The 17,187-nt window shown below is 58.8% G+C and carries 18 protein-coding genes; 3 read left to right on the top strand and 15 right to left on the bottom strand.

From position 1 onward, the window contains the following. Positions 1–10 precede the first annotated feature (10 nt). Positions 11–598 (top strand): TetR/AcrR family transcriptional regulator, encoded by a 588-nt coding sequence (locus GGD40_RS30525; RefSeq protein WP_179710595.1) that lies wholly within the window; start codon positions 11–13, stop codon positions 596–598. Positions 599–686: 88 nt separating this feature from the next. Here GGD40_RS30525 and GGD40_RS30520 read toward each other — a convergent pair whose 3' ends face one another. From GGD40_RS30520 to metC, 4 genes are read right to left on the bottom strand one after another with little or no spacing between them, the layout of a single operon-like run. Beyond that, positions 687–1,457, bottom strand: coding sequence for an amino acid ABC transporter ATP-binding protein (locus tag GGD40_RS30520; protein ID WP_179746147.1), 771 nt, complete (start codon positions 1,455–1,457; stop codon positions 687–689). Then, entirely contained in the window at positions 1,454–2,104 is a 651-nt protein-coding gene (locus GGD40_RS30515; protein WP_179710599.1) for an amino acid ABC transporter permease, read from the bottom strand. Before GGD40_RS30515 ends, GGD40_RS30520 begins: the two co-directional genes overlap by 4 nt. A 3-nt stretch (positions 2,105–2,107) precedes the next feature. Further along, entirely contained in the window at positions 2,108–2,986 is an 879-nt protein-coding gene (locus GGD40_RS30510) for an ABC transporter substrate-binding protein (RefSeq protein ID WP_257030625.1), read from the bottom strand. A 17-nt stretch (positions 2,987–3,003) separates the two neighbouring features. Then, positions 3,004–4,167 (bottom strand): cystathionine beta-lyase, encoded by a 1,164-nt coding sequence (gene metC, locus GGD40_RS30505; RefSeq protein ID WP_179746146.1) that lies wholly within the window; start codon positions 4,165–4,167, stop codon positions 3,004–3,006. 105 nt (positions 4,168–4,272) lie between these two features. Here metC and GGD40_RS30500 point away from each other — a divergent pair, with 105 nt between their 5' ends. Further along, positions 4,273–5,283, top strand: coding sequence for a LysR substrate-binding domain-containing protein (locus GGD40_RS30500; protein ID WP_179710605.1), 1,011 nt, complete (start codon positions 4,273–4,275; stop codon positions 5,281–5,283). A gap of 33 nt (positions 5,284–5,316) precedes the next feature. Here the strand turns inward: GGD40_RS30500 and GGD40_RS30495 are convergent, their stop codons facing one another. Continuing rightward, positions 5,317–5,832 carry a hypothetical protein gene (locus GGD40_RS30495; protein WP_179746145.1) on the bottom strand — a complete coding sequence of 172 codons (516 nt, stop codon included), beginning with the start codon at positions 5,830–5,832 and terminating at the stop codon, positions 5,317–5,319. Between the two features lie 91 nt (positions 5,833–5,923). Continuing rightward, on the bottom strand, positions 5,924–7,087 hold the full coding sequence (locus tag GGD40_RS30490) for an NAD(P)/FAD-dependent oxidoreductase (RefSeq protein WP_179746144.1): 1,164 nt from the start codon (positions 7,085–7,087) through the stop codon (positions 5,924–5,926). A gap of 338 nt (positions 7,088–7,425) precedes the next feature. Between GGD40_RS30490 and GGD40_RS30485 the strand changes: the two genes are divergently transcribed. Next, the gene (locus GGD40_RS30485; RefSeq protein WP_179710611.1) at positions 7,426–7,806 is read left to right on the top strand and encodes a hypothetical protein; all 381 of its coding nucleotides are present in this window, start codon (positions 7,426–7,428) and stop codon (positions 7,804–7,806) included. An 18-nt stretch (positions 7,807–7,824) separates the two neighbouring features. Here the strand turns inward: GGD40_RS30485 and GGD40_RS30480 are convergent, their stop codons facing one another. The 9 genes from GGD40_RS30480 to GGD40_RS30440 all read right to left on the bottom strand — a co-directional run bounded on the left by GGD40_RS30480 (position 7,825) and on the right by GGD40_RS30440 (position 17,155). Then, positions 7,825–8,649: an AraC family transcriptional regulator gene (locus tag GGD40_RS30480; protein ID WP_179746143.1), complete on the bottom strand. Its 825-nt coding sequence runs from the start codon at positions 8,647–8,649 to the stop codon at positions 7,825–7,827. A gap of 105 nt (positions 8,650–8,754) precedes the next feature. Next, a complete protein-coding gene (locus GGD40_RS30475) occupies positions 8,755–9,906 on the bottom strand; it encodes a porin (RefSeq protein WP_179746142.1) in 1,152 nt (383 codons plus the stop codon). Between the two features lie 120 nt (positions 9,907–10,026). Beyond that, positions 10,027–11,202: a serine hydrolase domain-containing protein gene (locus GGD40_RS30470; protein WP_218901353.1), complete on the bottom strand. Its 1,176-nt coding sequence runs from the start codon at positions 11,200–11,202 to the stop codon at positions 10,027–10,029. Between the two features lie 249 nt (positions 11,203–11,451). Further along, positions 11,452–12,993, bottom strand: a complete 1,542-nt coding sequence (gene hutH, locus GGD40_RS30465; RefSeq protein WP_179746140.1) for a histidine ammonia-lyase — start codon at positions 12,991–12,993, stop codon at positions 11,452–11,454. A 71-nt stretch (positions 12,994–13,064) separates the two neighbouring features. Then, positions 13,065–14,282, bottom strand: coding sequence for a pyridoxal phosphate-dependent aminotransferase (locus tag GGD40_RS30460; RefSeq protein WP_179746139.1), 1,218 nt, complete (start codon positions 14,280–14,282; stop codon positions 13,065–13,067). Next, positions 14,219–14,914 (bottom strand): M15 family metallopeptidase, encoded by a 696-nt coding sequence (locus tag GGD40_RS30455; RefSeq protein ID WP_179746138.1) that lies wholly within the window; start codon positions 14,912–14,914, stop codon positions 14,219–14,221. The genes GGD40_RS30460 and GGD40_RS30455 overlap by 64 nt, the downstream gene beginning before the upstream one ends. A 66-nt stretch (positions 14,915–14,980) precedes the next feature. Beyond that, on the bottom strand, positions 14,981–15,778 hold the full coding sequence (locus GGD40_RS30450) for an amino acid ABC transporter ATP-binding protein (RefSeq protein ID WP_218901351.1): 798 nt from the start codon (positions 15,776–15,778) through the stop codon (positions 14,981–14,983). 64 nt (positions 15,779–15,842) lie between these two features. Beyond that, a complete protein-coding gene (locus GGD40_RS30445; protein ID WP_179710625.1) occupies positions 15,843–16,505 on the bottom strand; it encodes an amino acid ABC transporter permease in 663 nt (220 codons plus the stop codon). Beyond that, positions 16,502–17,155, bottom strand: coding sequence for an amino acid ABC transporter permease (locus tag GGD40_RS30440; protein ID WP_179746137.1), 654 nt, complete (start codon positions 17,153–17,155; stop codon positions 16,502–16,504). The genes GGD40_RS30445 and GGD40_RS30440 overlap by 4 nt, the downstream gene beginning before the upstream one ends. Positions 17,156–17,187 lie beyond the last annotated feature (32 nt).

Here is a 17,187-nt window from a genome sequence, read left to right as displayed (position 1 = left end):
TGCATGCGCGATGCCGAAACCTTCCCATAAAGACACGTTGATTGCCGAGGGCATGCGTGTCATCCACGAATACGGCTTCAATGGCGCCAGTGTGCGCGATATCGTCCAGGCGGCGGGCGTACCGCATGGCTCGTTCACCAATCACTTCGCGTCGAAAGAAGCGTTCGGGCTCGAAGTGATCGAGCTGTATTTCGCGGCCGCCCAATACGATCTTCGCGACACGTTGTGCAATGACGAGATGAAACCGCTCTTGCGGCTGCGCAAGTATCTGGACGTGCACATCAAACTCATTAGCCGCAACGACGCTCGCAATGGCTGCCTGCTCGGCAACTTCGCGCTGGATTCGAACGACAGCGAGCCGATCCGTTCGCGCATCAACGAGATCTTCGCCGAGGTCGAGCGGTGTGTGGTCTACTGCCTGGACGCCGCGGTCGAAGCCGGTGAATTGCGATCTGCGATCAGCAATCAGCAGCTCGCCTCGTTCATCGTGGCGTCCATGCAGGGCGCGTTTCTGTTGGCCAAGGCGCAACGCGATCCCGCACCGGTCGTCAATCTGAAGGACATCCTGTTTTCAACCGTGCTGCAACGAGCGAAATAAGCCTTGCCCGTGCCGTCATCTCCGCCCGCCGACCGGCCGGCCCGTCAGGCAACGTTGGTGTCGATTACATCCCAACGCACCACCTCGATCAGATTTCGATGAGATTGAGAAACTGACGCACACGCTCGCTACTCTGCTCGCCGAAAAACTGCTGCGAGGTGGTGTCTTCCAGCACCACGCCGCCGTCCATAAAGACGACCCGATCGGCGACGTCGCGGGCAAAGCGCACCTCGTGCGTGACGACCAGCATGGTCATCCCTCGTCCGGCAAGATCGCGCATTGCTGTCAGCACGTCTTCGCGCAGCGCCGGGTCCAGCGCCGAAGTCGGTTCGTCGAACAGGATGACTTCCGGCTCCATCGCCAACGCGCGGGCAATCGCCACACGCTGTTTCTGCCCGCCCGAAAGCCGGGCCGGATATTCGTTCGCCTTGGCCGACAGACCGACTTGCTCGAGCAGCCGCATTCCGCGCTCGGCGGCCTCGGCTTTGCTCACGCCTTTCACGCTCACCGGCCCTTCCATGACGTTTTCCAGCGCCGTACGATGCGGGAACAGATTGAACGACTGGAACACCATCGCCGTCCGCTGCCGGATGGCGCGAATTTTCTTTTGATCTTCACGTGACGGCCGCGTGGCGCCGTTGCACACGACATCGATACCACACACGGTGACGTTGCCGGCATCCGGCATCTCCAGGAAATTCAGCGATCGTAATAGCGTCGTCTTACCGGACCCGGACGGTCCCATGATCACCACGACTTCGCCCTGCGACACGCTGAAATCCACGCCGCGAAGCACCTGGTTCTCACCGAATGCCTTGCACAGCCCCTGAACCTGGATGGTCCTGATCTGCTTGTTCATAAGAAGCGCCTCGAAACGCGATTTTCAAGTAACGTCTGAATGATCGTGAGAATCTGATTGATCATCCAGTAGATGAGACCGACCATCAGGAACATCTCCATGTAGCGGAACGTCGACGCGCCGACCTGATCCGCCACCCGGGTAAGTTCGACGACCGTGATGGTCGACGCGAGCGAGGTGTCCTTGATCAGCGCGATCATGCGGCTGCCGACCGGCGCGATCGCGATCCGCAGGCCTTGCGGTAGTACCACGCGCGACATCGCTTTCCAGTACCCCATGCCCAACGACATCGCCGCTTCCCACTGCCCTTTATCGACCGCATTAATACCTGAGCGAAAGTTCTCGCTGAGATACGCAGCCGAAAACAGCGTGAGCGCCAGCATCGCGGCCGGAACCGGGTCGAGCGTGATGCCGTAGCGCGGCAAGCCGAAATAGATCAGCAGGATCTGCACGAGCAACGGTGTGCCGCGGAAGATCGACACGTACGCAAAGGCGAAGGCGCGCAATGCCGGGACGCTGGAGAGACGGGACAGCGCAACCAGCAGCCCCAAGGCCGAGCCCAGTACGAACGACGACAGACCAAGAAAGACTGTCATCAGCGCCGCGCTTCTGAGCAGCGGCAGTGAACGCATAAAAAGATCGAGCATCGTTTACTCCTTCTGCTGCCTGGCTTTGGCGATGGTTCCGACCATGTCGTAATTCGCGCCGACCCATTTCTTCCCGAGTGCTGCGATGGTGCCGTCGGCCATCATCCCGGCGATCGCCTTGTTGACCGCGGCGAGCAGCGCCGGCTGCCCCTTGGCGAGAGCGGGCGCCGAGAGTTGATAGATGAGCGGTTCACCCACTTCTTTCACCGGCAGGTGATTCACGTTGGCGTATTTCATTCCGCCGAAATGGGAGATGATGACCGCGTCGAGCCGGCCGCTGCCGAGATCGTTGAATACGAGGCCACCGTTGTCATACGATCGCACGTCCGAATCCGTCAGATGCGCGCGCGCCCAGCTTTCATTGGAGGAGCCGGTAACCACGCCCACCCGTTTCCCCTTCAGTGTGGCCTGGCCATTGATATCCGTATTCTCGACACGGACGAAGATGCGGAAATCCTCGACGCCGTAGGGATCGCCGAAATCGACCTGTTTCGCGCGTTCAGGCGTGGGCGTCAGGTCATTCATGACGAGATCGTACTTGGCCGATTTCAGTCCTTCGACGAAGTTCTTGAAAGAATCGGCCACGAAAACCACATTGGGTACGCCGATCCGTTTGCCGACTTCCTTCGCAATCGCCACGTCGTAGCCCGAAGGCTGATTGTTGTCGTCCAGCAGGCTCCACGGTGGACTGCTTTGCGTGTTGGCGACGCGCAGCACGTGACTTGCCTTTGCCTCTGCGAGCAAGTCCGCGGCGCTAGCCGTTGAAGTGCAAAACGCGGTGCAGAACGCGGCGCAAAACGCGAGAACGCCCAACGTTCCAAGCGCGCGCGGCCGGCTGAAGAATTGTTTCATGTCTGTCTCCTCTACGATGTTGGAATGCAATGTCGAGCCTGATTGCCTCAGGCGCCGGTTGTAGTAGCTTGACTGAACGCGTCGAGAGCGCCCATCAGGTCTTGCAGCAGCAACGCCGTGTCTTCGAGCCCAATCGACAACCGGACAACCGGCTGATCGGTGAGGGAAAACGCGCGGTCGGCCTGCAGCGGCGCCGGATAGTAAGCCGCCAGGCTATGTACGCCGCCCCAACTTGCGCCGATCGCAAATTGCCGCAATGAATCGAAGAACGCGTTGAATGCGATTTCAGGCGCCGGCTGAAGAATGATCGAGAAAAGACAGCCGCTACCTGAGAAGTCGCGCTTCCAGATACCGTGGCCGGGATCGGACGGCAACGCCGGGAACAAAACCCGGCTCACTTGCGGATGGTGTTCGAGCGCAGTCGCGATCCGCAGCGTCGAAGTACTCTGGGCCGCGTACCTGACCTTCAATGTGTCGAGACCACGCATCACGAGAAAACAGTCGTCAGGACTGGTCTGCTGCCCGAGAACGCTTTGAGTTTCGCGCAGCGTTTCATAGTAGTCGGTGTCGTTCATACTAATGCAGCCGACGAGCAGATCCGAATGGCCGCCGAAGAATTTCGTCGCCGCCTCGATGCAGAAATCCACACCGTGAGCCAGCGGCCTGAACGCGAGCGGACTCGCCCAGGTGTTATCCATCATCGTCATCACGCCATGGCGCTTCGCCACCTCGACGATGGCCGGAATGTCGGGCATTTCCATCGTGACGGTGCCGGGTGACTCCATGCAGATCATCCGGGTGTTCGGCTTCAGGTAGCGCTCGATTTCGGCGCCGATGGCCGGCGGGTAAATCTCCACCTCTACGTTGAAATGGCTCAGCCATTTCAGCACGAACGTCTTGAGTGCGCCATAACACGCCGCCGAAACCAGCAGATGATCGCCACCGCGCACGAAGCCCATGACCGTCGTCATCAAGGCGGACTGGCCCGAAGGCGTGACGACGCAGTGCGCGCCGCCTTCGAGTTCGGCGATGCGGCGTTCCAGTTCGCGAGCCGTCGGCGTGCCGGTAACGCCGTAGCTGTAGCCGTCCGGTTGGCGCTCCTTGCGGCGCGCGAAATCGGCGAGCGAATCGAAAACGACCGTCGACGCGCGCATGATGGGCGGCGACAGACTCTTGAAGGGTTGCGGAACGTTCGAAGTGGTCAGTGTCATCGTATTGTCAGTCGGGTTGTCCGAATCGGTGTGTCGATGATTGGAGTTTACTTTTGCCACGTTTCGCATCAACATCGGAAATAATTAGGTCAATAAGTTCAAGTTATGAGTATTCGTGACATCGAAGTCTTCAGGGCGGTCATGAACGCCGGCAGCACGAGCAAGGCATCGGGGCTGCTCGGCATCTCGCAACCGGCCGTCAGTCAGGCCATCCGGCGACTCGAAACGATGGCGGATTTCAAGCTGTTCGAACGGGTGCGCAGTCGGCTCATTCCCACGCAGGAAGCGGTCGCGTTGATGCGCGACGTGGACAGGTATTTTCTTGGCTTCGAGGTGATCGAGCACCGGATCAGAAGCTTGCGTTCGTACGGTCTGGGACGCCTGGCGATCGCCTGCCTACCCGCGCTTGGCACAGGCTTCCTGCCGCGCGTCATCGCGTCGTTCGACGCACCGGCGCGGGACGTACAGATATCGCTTCAGGTAATGAGTTCGCGCGAAGTGCACGAAAGGGTTTCAGCGGGGCAGGTGGATTTCGGGCTTATGTCCGACGAAATGTCGATGGCGGGTCTCGAGCATTCGGACTTCGTGCGCATGCCGGGGGTCGCGGTAATGAACCGGAGTCATCCGCTGGCAGGCCGCAGCACCATTGACGTTGCGGATCTGCAAGACTATCCGTTTCTCGCGCTCAATCCCGAAGACAGCACGCGTTTGCGTCTGGAGACGCATCTCACCGCAAAAGATATCCGCCTCAAGCCGGTTGTCGAGACGCCCTACTCGCACACGGTTTGCGAACTGGCGCTCGCAGGCGTGGGCGCTGGCATTGCGCATCCCCTTGTGGCACTGGATTTTGTCGAGCGCGGTCTGGTGGTCAAGCCGATCGACGTGGAGGTGATGTTCACCGGCGTACTGGTGTTTCGTGCGGGCACGCCACTCGCCGACAACGCGCGGCAATTCCTTCGCCACATGCGGTTACAACTCGCGCGAGACCAGAAGGCACTGGAGGCTGCATTAGGCAAGAAAGCAGCCGCCGGCGGCCGCGATTCCGCCGCCGCGAGCCCGGTCACGCGAACGCGCCCTCGCTCAAAGACGGCGCCCGGCGCGGTCAAGCGCCGGTAGAAGGCGAATGGGGACTGCGCGTACGAGTGTGGATCAGTTTCCGAACACCATAGCCTGCGCGTTCGGATAATTGATCTCGAGTTTTTTGCTTGATCCGCTCACCTGTTTGAACAGGATGGAGAACGTATGTTTGCCGGGCGTGACTTCAAATACGCTTGAGCCATCCAGCGCCTGACGATCGAACGGGTATTTCTGAAGCGAAACAACAGCGGGCGATCCTACGTTGATCCTCTTGACGATGCGCGGCTCCCCGCCATCCATCGACACCATGGCTCGAACCGAACACGGGCAGCCGTCCGCCGACTCCGCACTAACCGTACTGGAAAACTGGATCAGTACTTTCGAGCTGACGCTGGGTTCGACCGTCAGCTTCGATACCTCGACGGTTTCCGCGTCGGAAACAAACGTAGTCACATGCGACGACGTTGTGTTCAGGTAGTCGAAAGTCTTCTCGTCGGCGAGAGCCGATACCGTTTCGAGCAAGCAAACGGCGGCGCCTAAAGCGAAAACAGAACAGCGGATTCTTTGATGGCGATTGAGTCCAGGCATCGTTACTGAAACCTCTTGGGTCGGCGTTTCGAAAAACAAATCGTGAGCGGCGCGAGCACCGTCAGCTACACCTCAGCCAGCAGCGCTGGACCTAGCCGTAGAAACGCTGGGGCCGGAATTCCGCAAGTTGGGCGGTCTCGACTCCGTCGAGTACCTCGATGGCGAGCAGTTGCCCGATCGCGGGCGCGGATGTCATGCCGCTGTGCATGGCGGCCACGTGCACGTTGCTGTACTTGCGCCCTCTACCCATGATCGGATATTCATCTCGAGGCATCACGCGATAGCCCAAGGTCATGTAGTCCAGTTCAATTCCGCGAGTCTGCGGCAGCACTTTTGTCACGTATTCAAGCATCCTGGCGCCGAGTTCCGGCGTCGGTTCAGCAGAGCCCGTATCGCCGAAGTTTGATCCCGTTACGATCCGTCCGTCAGGGTTCTGCTTGATATCGGCGCCCGCGGGCATGAGTACCTGATGGATGAGGGGTGGCATGGGCTTGCTGTGCGCGAGAATTCCCTTCGACGTTCGCAATGGCACTGGAATGTCGGCTTGCGCCCCTAGCCGGGTGCAATCGTTTCCTGCCGCAATGACTACGTGATTCGCGGCAAATCGGCCTTTGTCCGTCATCACCCCGGTTGCGGCATCGTTCGCGAATTCGATCGTCGTGACATTCGCTTTGACCAGTTTGACGCCTGACTTGACGCCCGCCTGGACCAACGCCAACGTTGCCGCGACCGGGTCTAAGGTGCCGTCGATCGTGGAATGCCAGCCTGCGCCGAAATCGCCGGCCACGATACCTGGCACCAGTCTTTCGAGATCTGCTTTCGTCAGGTTCTCGATCGGGTATCCCCACGGCTGATGAACCGCCGTCGTGTAGTTAAGCTTGTCGATCTGCGTCTGATCGAATCCGCACCATGAAATACCGCCACCCCACTGTACCTGGAGAGAAGAACCGATCTCCAGTTGCAGACGACGCCAGCCCAGAATGCCTTCGTAATTCAGCGCGTAGTAGGAGTAAGGCGTTTTGTTGTTGGCATTTAGCCAGGCGAACGAATTCCGCGACGTTCCCGACGCCGGCGCATCTTTCTCCAGCAGCGTCACGTTCGCGCCTCGCCTGGAAAGATGGTACGCAATGGAGGCGCCCATGACACCACTGCCAATGACAATAACGCTATCGTTCGCGCGGGCGGCCGAAGCGATCGTCGGCAAAGCGCCTGCAAGCGGAAGCGCAAGATAGGGGAAAAATTCACGGCGGTTCATTTCGTCTTCCTTCGCGGCAACTGGCGGACTCGGAGAGGGTTTGCCCACACAACATATGGGTGTGAGAAGAGTCTACGGAACTGGCGGTACCGATCCACATCCGAAAAAATTAACTCTATAAGCGTGGGTTATTCGCTTCGACGAGCGCCTTGAGCCCTCTATTACTGGGGTTTTTGTGCGCCGCGACTCGCTGCCGTTCCACATTGGCGGCTCCGTGGTATAGATTGGCGTGCGTGGAAGAACGCTGAATCCCGACAAGTGACATGCTGGAAAGGCAGCGAGCAAGCGGGTCGGTATTGCTCGCTCTCTCCATCGTTTTACTTACAAGGATGTCGGCCATGTTGATTGATGTCTCACACGCACCGTATGTATTCATCAAAGCGGAAGTGGAATCCAACGTTCCCGTCGAGGAACAATTCCAGAAGCTGCTCGATAACGGGCAGCCGTTTGTCCTGATTACCAATCATGGGCAAGACGATCACGAGGACGAGACGGTTGAAGAACGCCGGGAGAAGGCGCTCTTTTTCAAGCGGATCAAGGACCGCCTGAGCAAGCTGTGCCGCGGCATGATTATTCTCGCGGGAGACAGGGCCCCTCCCGCGCCGGCTCGCTTGTTGGCGACCACGGCAGGCAAAGCCTTCGGTTTTACGGTGGCGTTCGCTTCCAGCAAGGACGATGCAATCCGGCAAGGCAAGGCCTTGCTCGCCAACCACCAGTAAAGGGTTCCAACGCTTCGGTCAGGCGTCGGTCAAGTCACTCGGCTCGGTGACAACCGGTCCCAGTTGAAGACGCTCGCGGTAGACCGCGGGCGTCTCTCCGAACGTTCGCCGGAACAGGTTGATAAACGCGGTGGTCGTCGAGTAGCCAAGCTCGATACCGATGCTCGTGACCGGCTTTCCGGCTGCCAATAGCTCCAACGCGCGCATCAGACGGGCGCGTTGCCGCCAGGTCGTGAAATTGAATCCGGTCTCGACCACGAAGCGGCGGCTCAGCGTGCGTGTGCTGAGCGCGCCCCAATCCGCCCACTGCGCCAGGTCGCGCTCGTCGGCCGGGTCGTCGATCAGGGCTTGAGCAATACGCTGCAGACGCGGCTCTTTGGGCAGGGGCAAGCCAAACGTTTCGACGGGAAGGTTGCGGATCTCATCGAGGATTACAGCGGCCACATGCTCGCGCACGCCGCCGAGCGGTTCCAGGGGCCAGGTGCTCGCTCGCAGCACCGCCTCGCGCAGCAAGCCCGATACGCGAATCGTGCAGGGACTCTTCGGCAGACTTTCACACGCGGCTTCCGCGATAAACGCACTCCAACCGTTGAAGGGACCGTGGGAGCGCGCCGAATGCACGTGATGCGGAGGCAACCACACGGCATGGATCGCCGGAACGACCCACACACCACTCTCTATACCCACCGACAGCAGGCCCTTTAGCGAGCCGAAGAGCTGGCCGCGCGAGTGATGGTGCGGCCCCAGGTCGAACTCCGCGCTCTGAGCGCGGCCCGCCGCGACGAACAGGATGGGGCCATCGGACGTATCGACCAGCGCACGATCGAGTGTTAGATCGGCCATAGTTGGCGTGCATAAGTTATATCGCGTCGATAATAGCTTATAACAGCCACATTTAGCTTCTATCACCTGGGGCGCGTCACCCTTCCGCGCTAATCGACAAGTCGATCAGAACGAATGCTTCACGCCGATCCGCAGATCCGACTGCGTGTTCGAAGTCGACGGCGTGAAGCCATAACCGATCACCGCATTCACGCCATTCGACGCCCGCAGATAATCGCCCGAGACATACACGTCCGTGCGTTTCGACAGCAGGTAATGAAAACCCAGCGAGCCCTGATTCCAGTGGTTTCCTTCAAAGCTCGTGTGCTGATAGCCCCCGTACAGCATCAAGGCAGGCGTGAAGGAGTAGGACGCCCCAGCCTCATAGACCTGCATATGCGAGGTCTGCCCGAGGCCTTTGATAGTCGTATAGGTAAAGTCGCCGCTCAGCATGAGGTCGCCGATCGTATAGGCCGCGCCGATCGCGAACGCACCCTGCTTGTCGACCGGGAACGACGAAGCGCTATACAGATCCGTCATTGCGCCGGTTGCCGGGTCGACTGAAACGGTCGGCTGGCCGAGGAACGTTTTCGTACCGATCATGGCGTACGGGTCGAACGCGTAGATGCCGAAAGGGTTGTTCAACTGGGTATAAGCCGCGCCCATGTTGAACGCCGCATGCTCATAACGCGCCCCCACGCTCCATGCGCTCTTCTGATGGAAGTTGCCCGTGGTATTGCCGAACGAATACATACCGCCGAACGAGAAGCCCGCATAGTCGTTCGACATGTACTTGATCGAATTCGGCAGCCGGTCGCCATTCATCCGGTCGAAGTCGCCTTGATGGATCGCATAACCGCTCGCCGACGCGGAGATGTTGTAGACCGAGACGAACTCGTTCGTCATGTCGAGCTGGTTGCCCAGCGTGACCGTGCCCCATTGACTGCTCTTCACGCCGACATAGGCCTGACGGCCAAACTCCGCACCGCCGAACCCATATTGGCCGTCACCCAGGCGAAAACCGGATTCGAGCACGAACACCGCCTGCAATCCGCCGCCGAGATCTTCAACGCCTTTGAAGCCGATCCGGTTGCCGTACGACACGCCGTCGTCGAATTTGTACAGGTGTGCGCCCCCAGCATTGTTCACATAGGTCACGCCCGCGTCCACAATGCCGTACAAAGTGATGGTGCTTTGCGCATGCACTGCCGTCGCTGTGCATACGGAGCTGGCCACAATAGCGAGTCCCGAAAGACCAATGGAATTACTTTTCTTCATTTTATTGTGCCCTGTACCTTGTCTACCTGTTTCGTTGGATAAAGCAGTCCCCTGCGGCACGCTGTAGGTCAGCGTGTCGCGCTTCTTGCATGAAGGTCCGTCAGATTTTTTTAGTAAGACTTAGCCCGCAAGTTTTACCCCAGCGAGAAGATCTTCGATCATTGAACTTCTGAACTTTTCATTGTCCGACGTGGAATCGATATTCATCAGCACGGCGACGGCGTAGTTCTGATCTTCTGTCAACACCACCATGTTGGACGCGCCCGAATCGCTGCCGGAATGTCCCACGAACGGACGTCCGTTGATGTCCTCCGAAATCCAGCCAAGTCCCTGGTACGCGGCGATCGCTGGATCGATCTGTTGGCGCAACATGGCGGCGACAGCGCTCGGCGACAGAATCGCTTGCTGCCCTGTGTTGCCACCCAGCATCGCGTGCAGCATGCTGGCGAGATTGTTGACCGAGCAGCGCAGCATGCCGGCCGGGACATCGGGATAGCCTTCCTGCGGCAGTTCGACGAGCGCGTTGTTCTCGTAGATGTACGGCTTGGCGAGTACGTTCGGTGCGAACTCCTTCAGATACCAATGCGCATTGGCCATGCCGAGCGGTTCGAACAGATTGGCGCTCGTATAAGACGAAAAACTCTGCTTACTAACGCTCTCGACGACATAACCCGCGAGGGCCACGGCAACGTTGCAATAGGACCATTGCGCACCTGGCTTGCCCTTGAGAAACGATGTATCGGGCGAATAGGCGGCCCCGCCGTTCACGAGATAGTTCCGTAGAAAGCTCGACAGGGTTTGCGTCGGGTCGCCGTCGGTGGAGAAGTCTACGTATCCATCGTCCGAAATGCTGGACGTGTGGGTAATCAGTTGATGTGGTGTGATCGGCAAATCCGGGTAGGCGGGGTTCCTCACTGAAAAGTCGATGAAGCTATTAACGTCAGCGTGCAGGTCAAGCCCACGGCGCTCGAATAGCTGCACCAAAGCCGAAGCGGTGAACAACTTGCTGACGGACGCCAGATGAGTAGGTGTGTCGACGGTAAACGCCCGCTTCTGCTGTAAATCGGCAAAGCCAAAGGCCGCTGCATAGCGCGTCGAAGTCTGTTTGGACACTATGGCAACAGCAGTGCCAGGAACCTCGGCCGCCAACATCCGCGCCGGAACTCCCGCCTCGAAATCACGCTGCCAGTTTTCGAATGCTCCGCTTTGCACTTTTCCTCCGCCGCAGCCCGCGAAAGCGAAGGGCCCCAACACCGCCAAACCTAAAGAACCCGCGCAAAAAGCTCTACGTTCCAACGATACCTCCAGCTTACGTGTCGACATGGTCGCTTATAGGGGTGCCTCCGGTTTGCGAGGATGTCGAGGGACCCGACGTAACCTGTCGCGCCATCACTCTCAACTTCCAACGCAAGCTTTCGACGCTCCATCCTTTAAAAAGTTGATCTGTCGCGTGACGACAACCCGTCCTGCCGGCTACTCACTCACACACCCATTACCGCCCGACCCGTTACCGGTCGGCGAACCTTGCACTGCCGATCGGAGCGATCAGGCCGAATAGCTGGGAAGCGTGGCCTGGTGTTGAAGTGGCAACCGATATTCCATGACCCAGTCCTTCGCGGCCTGCAAATCGGGGGCGAAGAAACGGTCCTTGTCATACGCCGGCACGTGAGCGCGAATGTCGTTGATCGCGGCCTCGATGGCTTCGGTCGAGCGCAGCGGTCGGCGGAATTCGATACCCTGCGCGGCCGCCAGTGCCTCGACGGCAACGATGCCAGCCGTGTTGTCGACCATCGTCGCCAACCGACGGCCCGCGAAGGCCGCCATCGAGACGTGATCCTCCTGATTGGCGGACGTCGGCAAACTGTCGACGCTCGCCGGATGGGCGAGTGATTTGTTCTCCGACGCGAGAGCGGCGGCGGTCACCTGCGCGATCATGAACCCGGAGTTCAGGCCGCTGTCCTCGACGAGAAACGCCGGCAGACCGCTGAGATGGGTATCGAGAAGCAATGCAATACGCCGTTCGGACATTGCACCGATCTCGGCGATCGCGACCGCCAGTGCATCCGACGCAAAGGCCACCGGCTCCGCGTGAAAGTTGCCGCCCGACAGAACGTCGCCCTCATCGGCAAAGACGAGTGGATTGTCGGAGGCTGCGTTCGATTCGACACGCAGCACCTCCGCGGCATAGCGGATCTGCTGGAGACACGCGCCCATCACTTGCGGCTGGCAACGGATCGAGTACGGGTCCTGAACTCGCCCGCAGTCGGCGTGCGAATCCAGAATGCCGCTACCGGTGAGCATGTCGTCGTAGATCGCCGCGACGTCAATCTGACCTTGCTGCCCACGCGCCTCGTGAATGCGCGGATCGAACGGCACCTTGGAACCCATGATGGCTTCGAGTGAGAGTACCCCCGTCGTCACAGCCGCGGCGAATACCCGCTCCGTGCCAAACAGCCCGACCAGACCGAACGCAGTCGACACCTGTGTGCCGTTGAGCAACGCCAGGCCTTCCTTGGGTCCGAGTTCCAACGGAGCGACGCCGATGCGTTCAAGTGCGTCCTTCGCGCTCATTTCGGTGCCGCGATAGTTCACGCGACCCACGCCGATAAGCGCGGCGGCCAGGTGCGCAAGCGGGGCGAGATCACCCGAAGCACCGACCGATCCTTTGGAAGGAATGCGCGGATAGAACCCGCCATTCGCAAGCTGAACAATGCGTTCGATCACCACGGGGCGAATGCCCGAGTAACCGCGGGCAAGGCTGACTGCCTTGAGCGCCATGATGAGACGAACGGTTTGGTCGTCGAGACATTCGCCGGTTCCGACGCTGTGCGAGAGCACCAGGTTCTCCTGGAGTTGCGCAAGCTTGCCGGTTGGAATTATCGTTTGGGCGAGCTTGCCGAAACCGGTGTTGATGCCGTAAGCCGTTTTGCCTTCGTTGACCAGCGCCGTGACGACATCTTGCGCGCGCACGACGCCAGTCATCGCCTCCGGGTCGATCGAGAACGGCGTGCCTTTCTCGTAGATCTCGCGCAGATGCCCCAACGTTACCGAACCGGGAGTAAGAATCCGTTGAACAGTCATGTCCATTGTCGTGCCGTGTAATGAGTTGAAGAGAGATGGCGCACCATTGGGCCGTGCAGCGCAATGCGCCCGAAAATCTAGAGCGCTAGCAACGCGGAAATCAGCTTCTCGTTCTCGGTCCTGCTTCTGAGAGAAATGCGCAGCGTCGCGGTGTTTTGCAAGCCGTCAAACGACGTGGCGTCCGCAACGACCAGTCCCTCGCTCGCCAGCTTCGCCGCGGCCTGCGATGAAGAGAGCGATTCGAGCTCCAACAGCATCATGTTGCCGTGGGAGCCGACCACAGCGACACCCGGCTTCTCGCTGATCCTCCGGCGGAAGTACTCACTTTCCTCGACAAATATCCGGCTGCACTTCGCGATGAAATCGTCGTCCTCAAGCGCTGCGACCGCAGCGGCCGCGGCAGGCAGCGACACATTAAAAGGTGGGCGCACCAATCTGACCGCGTCAATGAGTCGCTCATCGGCGATTGCAAATCCCACGCGCATTCCCGCCAAACCAAAAAGCTTCGAAAAAGTCCTCAGAACGGCGACGTTCTTCAATCGCTCCGGCAGTCTGAGAGAGCCTTCCGTTGCCGGATTGATCAGCGCCTCGTCCACGACGAAAATCGTACGGGGCGACGATCTGGCCAGATACTCGATCACGTCGCCGCTGACAAACTCCCCTGTTGGATTGTTTGGCGAGCAAATGAAGGCCATTGAAATTGGGTTGTTCCGCAAGGCCTCGGCGTACCGATCGATGTCGAATTTTTTACTGTCCTTACCCTTCACTCCAATCACTTCGCAGCCGTGCATGCGTGCTTCAAGGGCATAGCGAGGAAAGGTCGGCAAGTGGACGAGAATCTTGTCTTTTGGCGACGCCCATGCGTGGATCAGCAGCTTGATAACGTCGTCGAGACCTGCGCCAAAGAGATACTTCTCTTGCGCATGCCGATATTTCCGCGAAAGCGCAGCCCGCAATACAGACAGGTTGATATCCGGATAGACGTTCGCATTTTCAATAGCCTCGCGTGCCGCGGCAATCGCATCCGGCGAGCAGCCGAACGGATTAACGTTGAGAGAGAAGTCGATCATGCTGGCTTGATTCAGCCCGTGCCGGTTGGCTAGCAGTTCAAGCGACGTCTCCTGCTCGTAAAGGCGAGGCGGCTCGAACCTTGGGTGATTTTCGTTCATGTCTATCGAATGTTGCGAGGTGGTGGTGGACGACCAGTCAGGTTCGGCGCGGAACTCATTCTTCAAAATAGACTGAATCGAATCTGCGAATACACCGCCTGACTCCTGTTGAAATACCTTGCCCATTCCCGGTCGCCGAAGGAAAAATGCCACCACTCGCCGTCGAATGGCGCAAACCCAGCCTTCAGCATGCATGCCCTCAGGATCTGGCGGTGGTGCCACGCCTCGCGTGTAATGAACGGAGAAAACACGTAGGTGTCGAAACTGAAATCGCCCAGGTTGGTGCCCATTTCGAGCAGGTCGCCTGCGGTACGCCGTATTCGGAGATCCACCGCGCCGCCTGTCGGATGCCCTGCTACTTCGGGCGCCGCGACAAATCGGTGAGTGGCTTCGTCGAGCTCGACACCATTCAGCAAAGGGAAATCCCGCTGTGTCTCTTTTCTCTGGGCCTCAAACTCCGACGTCTGAATGTCTAGGTGACGGTAGCCATAGGTCACTTCGAGATCGCAGTCCGGCCAGATATTTTGAAGCTCGTCATTCGCCAACTGAAGCATGCGGGCAACGGTACGTCGGACGTAGATATCGTCGCCGGTGAATTCGCGCATACGTGGGTCTTCGATCAATATCTTCCCGGAGAATTCGCTGGCGAGGCTCACCATCGGATTGTGATTCTCCTGCACCGATACCTGTTGCAATTCCTGGTATCGGAGAAAGTGATTTTCTATTGCCCGGTAAGTGGCGGTCTTTGGATCGTTCATATCGGCATCCTGGTCGAGTATCTGTTTCGTTCGAACGCGTTTCAACGTGGCGGTGAAGCGCGCGCTTCAATAAGCGGGGTCGACGAAGAACGCGTTTCTGTCGAGGAAGTCTTTGAGGAAGCGCGTAAGGCGTGGATTGCCGGTCTGCGCAAACACGTCTCTCGGCGCACCGCGCGCCGAGATAACGCCGCCGTCGACAAAAACGACCTGGTCCGCTACCTGTGCGGCAAACCCCATCTCGTGCGTGACGACGGCCATGGTCATACCCTCCTGCGCAAGTTGACGCATCACCTGAAGCACTTCGCCCACGATTTCCGGATCCAGTGAGGACGTGGGTTCGTCGAACAGAATGACGTCAGGCTGTTTTGCCAGCGCGCGGGCGATCCCGACACGCTGTTGCTGTCCGCCCGACAGTTGCCCCGGATAGCTGTCGGCCTTTTCCTTCAGTCCGACTTTTTCAAGCGCGACTTTGGCGCGGACTCTCGCTTCGCCTCGTGAACAGCTTGCCGCGAGGTAAATCGGCATCGCGACGTTCTCCAACGCGGACATGTGAGGCCACAAATTGAAGTGCTGAAACACAAACCCGACGCTTTTGCGCACGTCGTCGATCTCGGCCGGCGTAGCCAGCCGCCGTTGCCCATTGACTTCGTTGTAGCCGAGCAAACGCCCCTCTATCTCGACGCGGCCACTGTCGTACTTCTCGAGAAACGCCATGCATCGCAGGAGAGTGCTCTTCCCCGATCCCGACGGGCCGATAATGCAGGTCACCTCCGAGCGTCGCAGGTCCAGCGAGAGTCCCCGCAATACCTCGTGATGCCCATATTTCTTGACAATCTGTTTGGCGCTGATGATGGTCGAACTCATACTTGTCTTCCGATCGATTTCAGTAGTTCAGGTTGCGCTCGAGAAACGCTCAAGGCACGCGATCTCAGTGAGTCGTGTAACGGCTGGCGCGCCGCTCTATCGAACGTCCGAGGAAGGTCACGATTTCGAGCATGAGCCAGTAGAACGCCCCGAGTGCAAAAAGTGTTTCCGCGAACGCGTAAGTCGACGAGCCGATTCCGGACAAAATGGCGGTAACTTCAGGGATAGAAATCACCGACAACAACGCCGTGTCCTTCATGGTGTCGAGATACAGGTTGATCAGAGAGGGCAAGATGATCAGGATCATCTGCGGCAACTGCACGTGCCACACGATGCTTCTATTCGGCAACCCGAAAATCTCCGCAGCCTCCACCTGACCGCGCGGAATCGATTCATACCCCGCCCGGAATAGCTCGGTGAATTGCGCCCCCGCGTACAGCGTGATGCCCACCAGTCCCGCGGCGAGCGGTGACAGGACGATGCCGACCGAAGGGCCGCCGTAATAGAGCAGAAACAGTTGCACCAGAAAGGGCGTGCCTCGAAACACCACCACGTAGAGCCTGATCAGCTTGCGGGTGGTCTCGCCGAGGTAGTGGTAAAGCGTTGCCGCAAAGAAACCCGTCAGCATCGCCAGAGTACATCCGCACAGCCACAGAACGATGGTCAGAAACATGCCGTCCTGAATCTGCGCCCAGTTCCCGGTAATGACGTGAAGGTCGAATGTCATTTGATGTCCTCGATCGCCAATTTCCGCTCCATCTTTTTCCCAAATGCCGCGACGCACGTCGTCACGGCGAGGTAGACCAATCCGGCGCCGGCATAAGCCGGCAGTGGCTTGTAAGTACTGGCGGCGATGTTCTGGGCGAGCCGGGTCAACTCCAGCACGCCCACCACCGAGATAAGCGATGACGCCTTCACCATGTTGGTCGCCTCGTTGATTAGCGCGGGGAAAGTCAACCGCACCGCCTGCGGAATCTGGATGAACAGCAGAATCTGCCGACCACTCAGACCGCCCATCCTCGCCGCTTCGATTTGCCCACCAGGAATACCGAGGAACCCGCCGCGTAGAATCTCCGCCTGATAAGCCCCGCTACACAGCCCCAGTGTGGAAATCGCAGCGACGACCGGCGACACGTTAATGCCGAGCTCGGGCAGGCAGTAGTAGGCGATAAGCAACTGCACGATCAGTGGGACGCCGCGCATCATGCTGACGTAGAAACTACTCACGCCATAAGCCATCCTTGAATTCGTCAATCGCATTGAGCACACGATGACCGCGACGACAAAACCCAGACTTGCCGAGGACAGCGAATAGAAGATGGTTGCTCCCAATCCTTTGACGACAAACGGAAGGAGATTTTCTAGCAATTCATTCACCCCATATTGGCCAGATACAGCACCCGAAAAAC

It is taken from the genome of Paraburkholderia bryophila (assembly GCF_013409255.1).
In the GTDB taxonomy this organism is placed as follows: domain Bacteria; phylum Pseudomonadota; class Gammaproteobacteria; order Burkholderiales; family Burkholderiaceae; genus Paraburkholderia.
The sequence above is the reverse complement of the archived record's forward strand: the minus strand, read 5'-3'. Positions and strand labels throughout refer to the sequence as shown.

Coding starts and splice junctions, on each gene's coding strand:
- GGD40_RS30525 (WP_179710595.1), top strand. CDS start 11: ATGCCGAAACCTTCCCATAAAGACACGTTGATTGCCGAGGGCATGCGT.
- GGD40_RS30520 (WP_179746147.1), bottom strand. CDS start 1,457: ATGAACAAGCAGATCAGGACCATCCAGGTTCAGGGGCTGTGCAAGGCA.
- GGD40_RS30515 (WP_179710599.1), bottom strand. CDS start 2,104: ATGCTCGATCTTTTTATGCGTTCACTGCCGCTGCTCAGAAGCGCGGCG.
- metC (WP_179746146.1), bottom strand. CDS start 4,167: ATGACACTGACCACTTCGAACGTTCCGCAACCCTTCAAGAGTCTGTCG.
- GGD40_RS30500 (WP_179710605.1), top strand. CDS start 4,273: ATGAGTATTCGTGACATCGAAGTCTTCAGGGCGGTCATGAACGCCGGC.
- GGD40_RS30495 (WP_179746145.1), bottom strand. CDS start 5,832: ATGCCTGGACTCAATCGCCATCAAAGAATCCGCTGTTCTGTTTTCGCT.
- GGD40_RS30490 (WP_179746144.1), bottom strand. CDS start 7,087: ATGAACCGCCGTGAATTTTTCCCCTATCTTGCGCTTCCGCTTGCAGGC.
- GGD40_RS30485 (WP_179710611.1), top strand. CDS start 7,426: ATGTTGATTGATGTCTCACACGCACCGTATGTATTCATCAAAGCGGAA.
- GGD40_RS30480 (WP_179746143.1), bottom strand. CDS start 8,649: ATGGCCGATCTAACACTCGATCGTGCGCTGGTCGATACGTCCGATGGC.
- GGD40_RS30475 (WP_179746142.1), bottom strand. CDS start 9,906: ATGAAGAAAAGTAATTCCATTGGTCTTTCGGGACTCGCTATTGTGGCC.
- hutH (WP_179746140.1), bottom strand. CDS start 12,993: ATGGACATGACTGTTCAACGGATTCTTACTCCCGGTTCGGTAACGTTG.
- GGD40_RS30460 (WP_179746139.1), bottom strand. CDS start 14,282: ATGGGCAAGGTATTTCAACAGGAGTCAGGCGGTGTATTCGCAGATTCG.
- GGD40_RS30455 (WP_179746138.1), bottom strand. CDS start 14,914: ATGAACGATCCAAAGACCGCCACTTACCGGGCAATAGAAAATCACTTT.
- GGD40_RS30450 (WP_218901351.1), bottom strand. CDS start 15,778: ATGAGTTCGACCATCATCAGCGCCAAACAGATTGTCAAGAAATATGGG.
- GGD40_RS30445 (WP_179710625.1), bottom strand. CDS start 16,505: ATGACATTCGACCTTCACGTCATTACCGGGAACTGGGCGCAGATTCAG.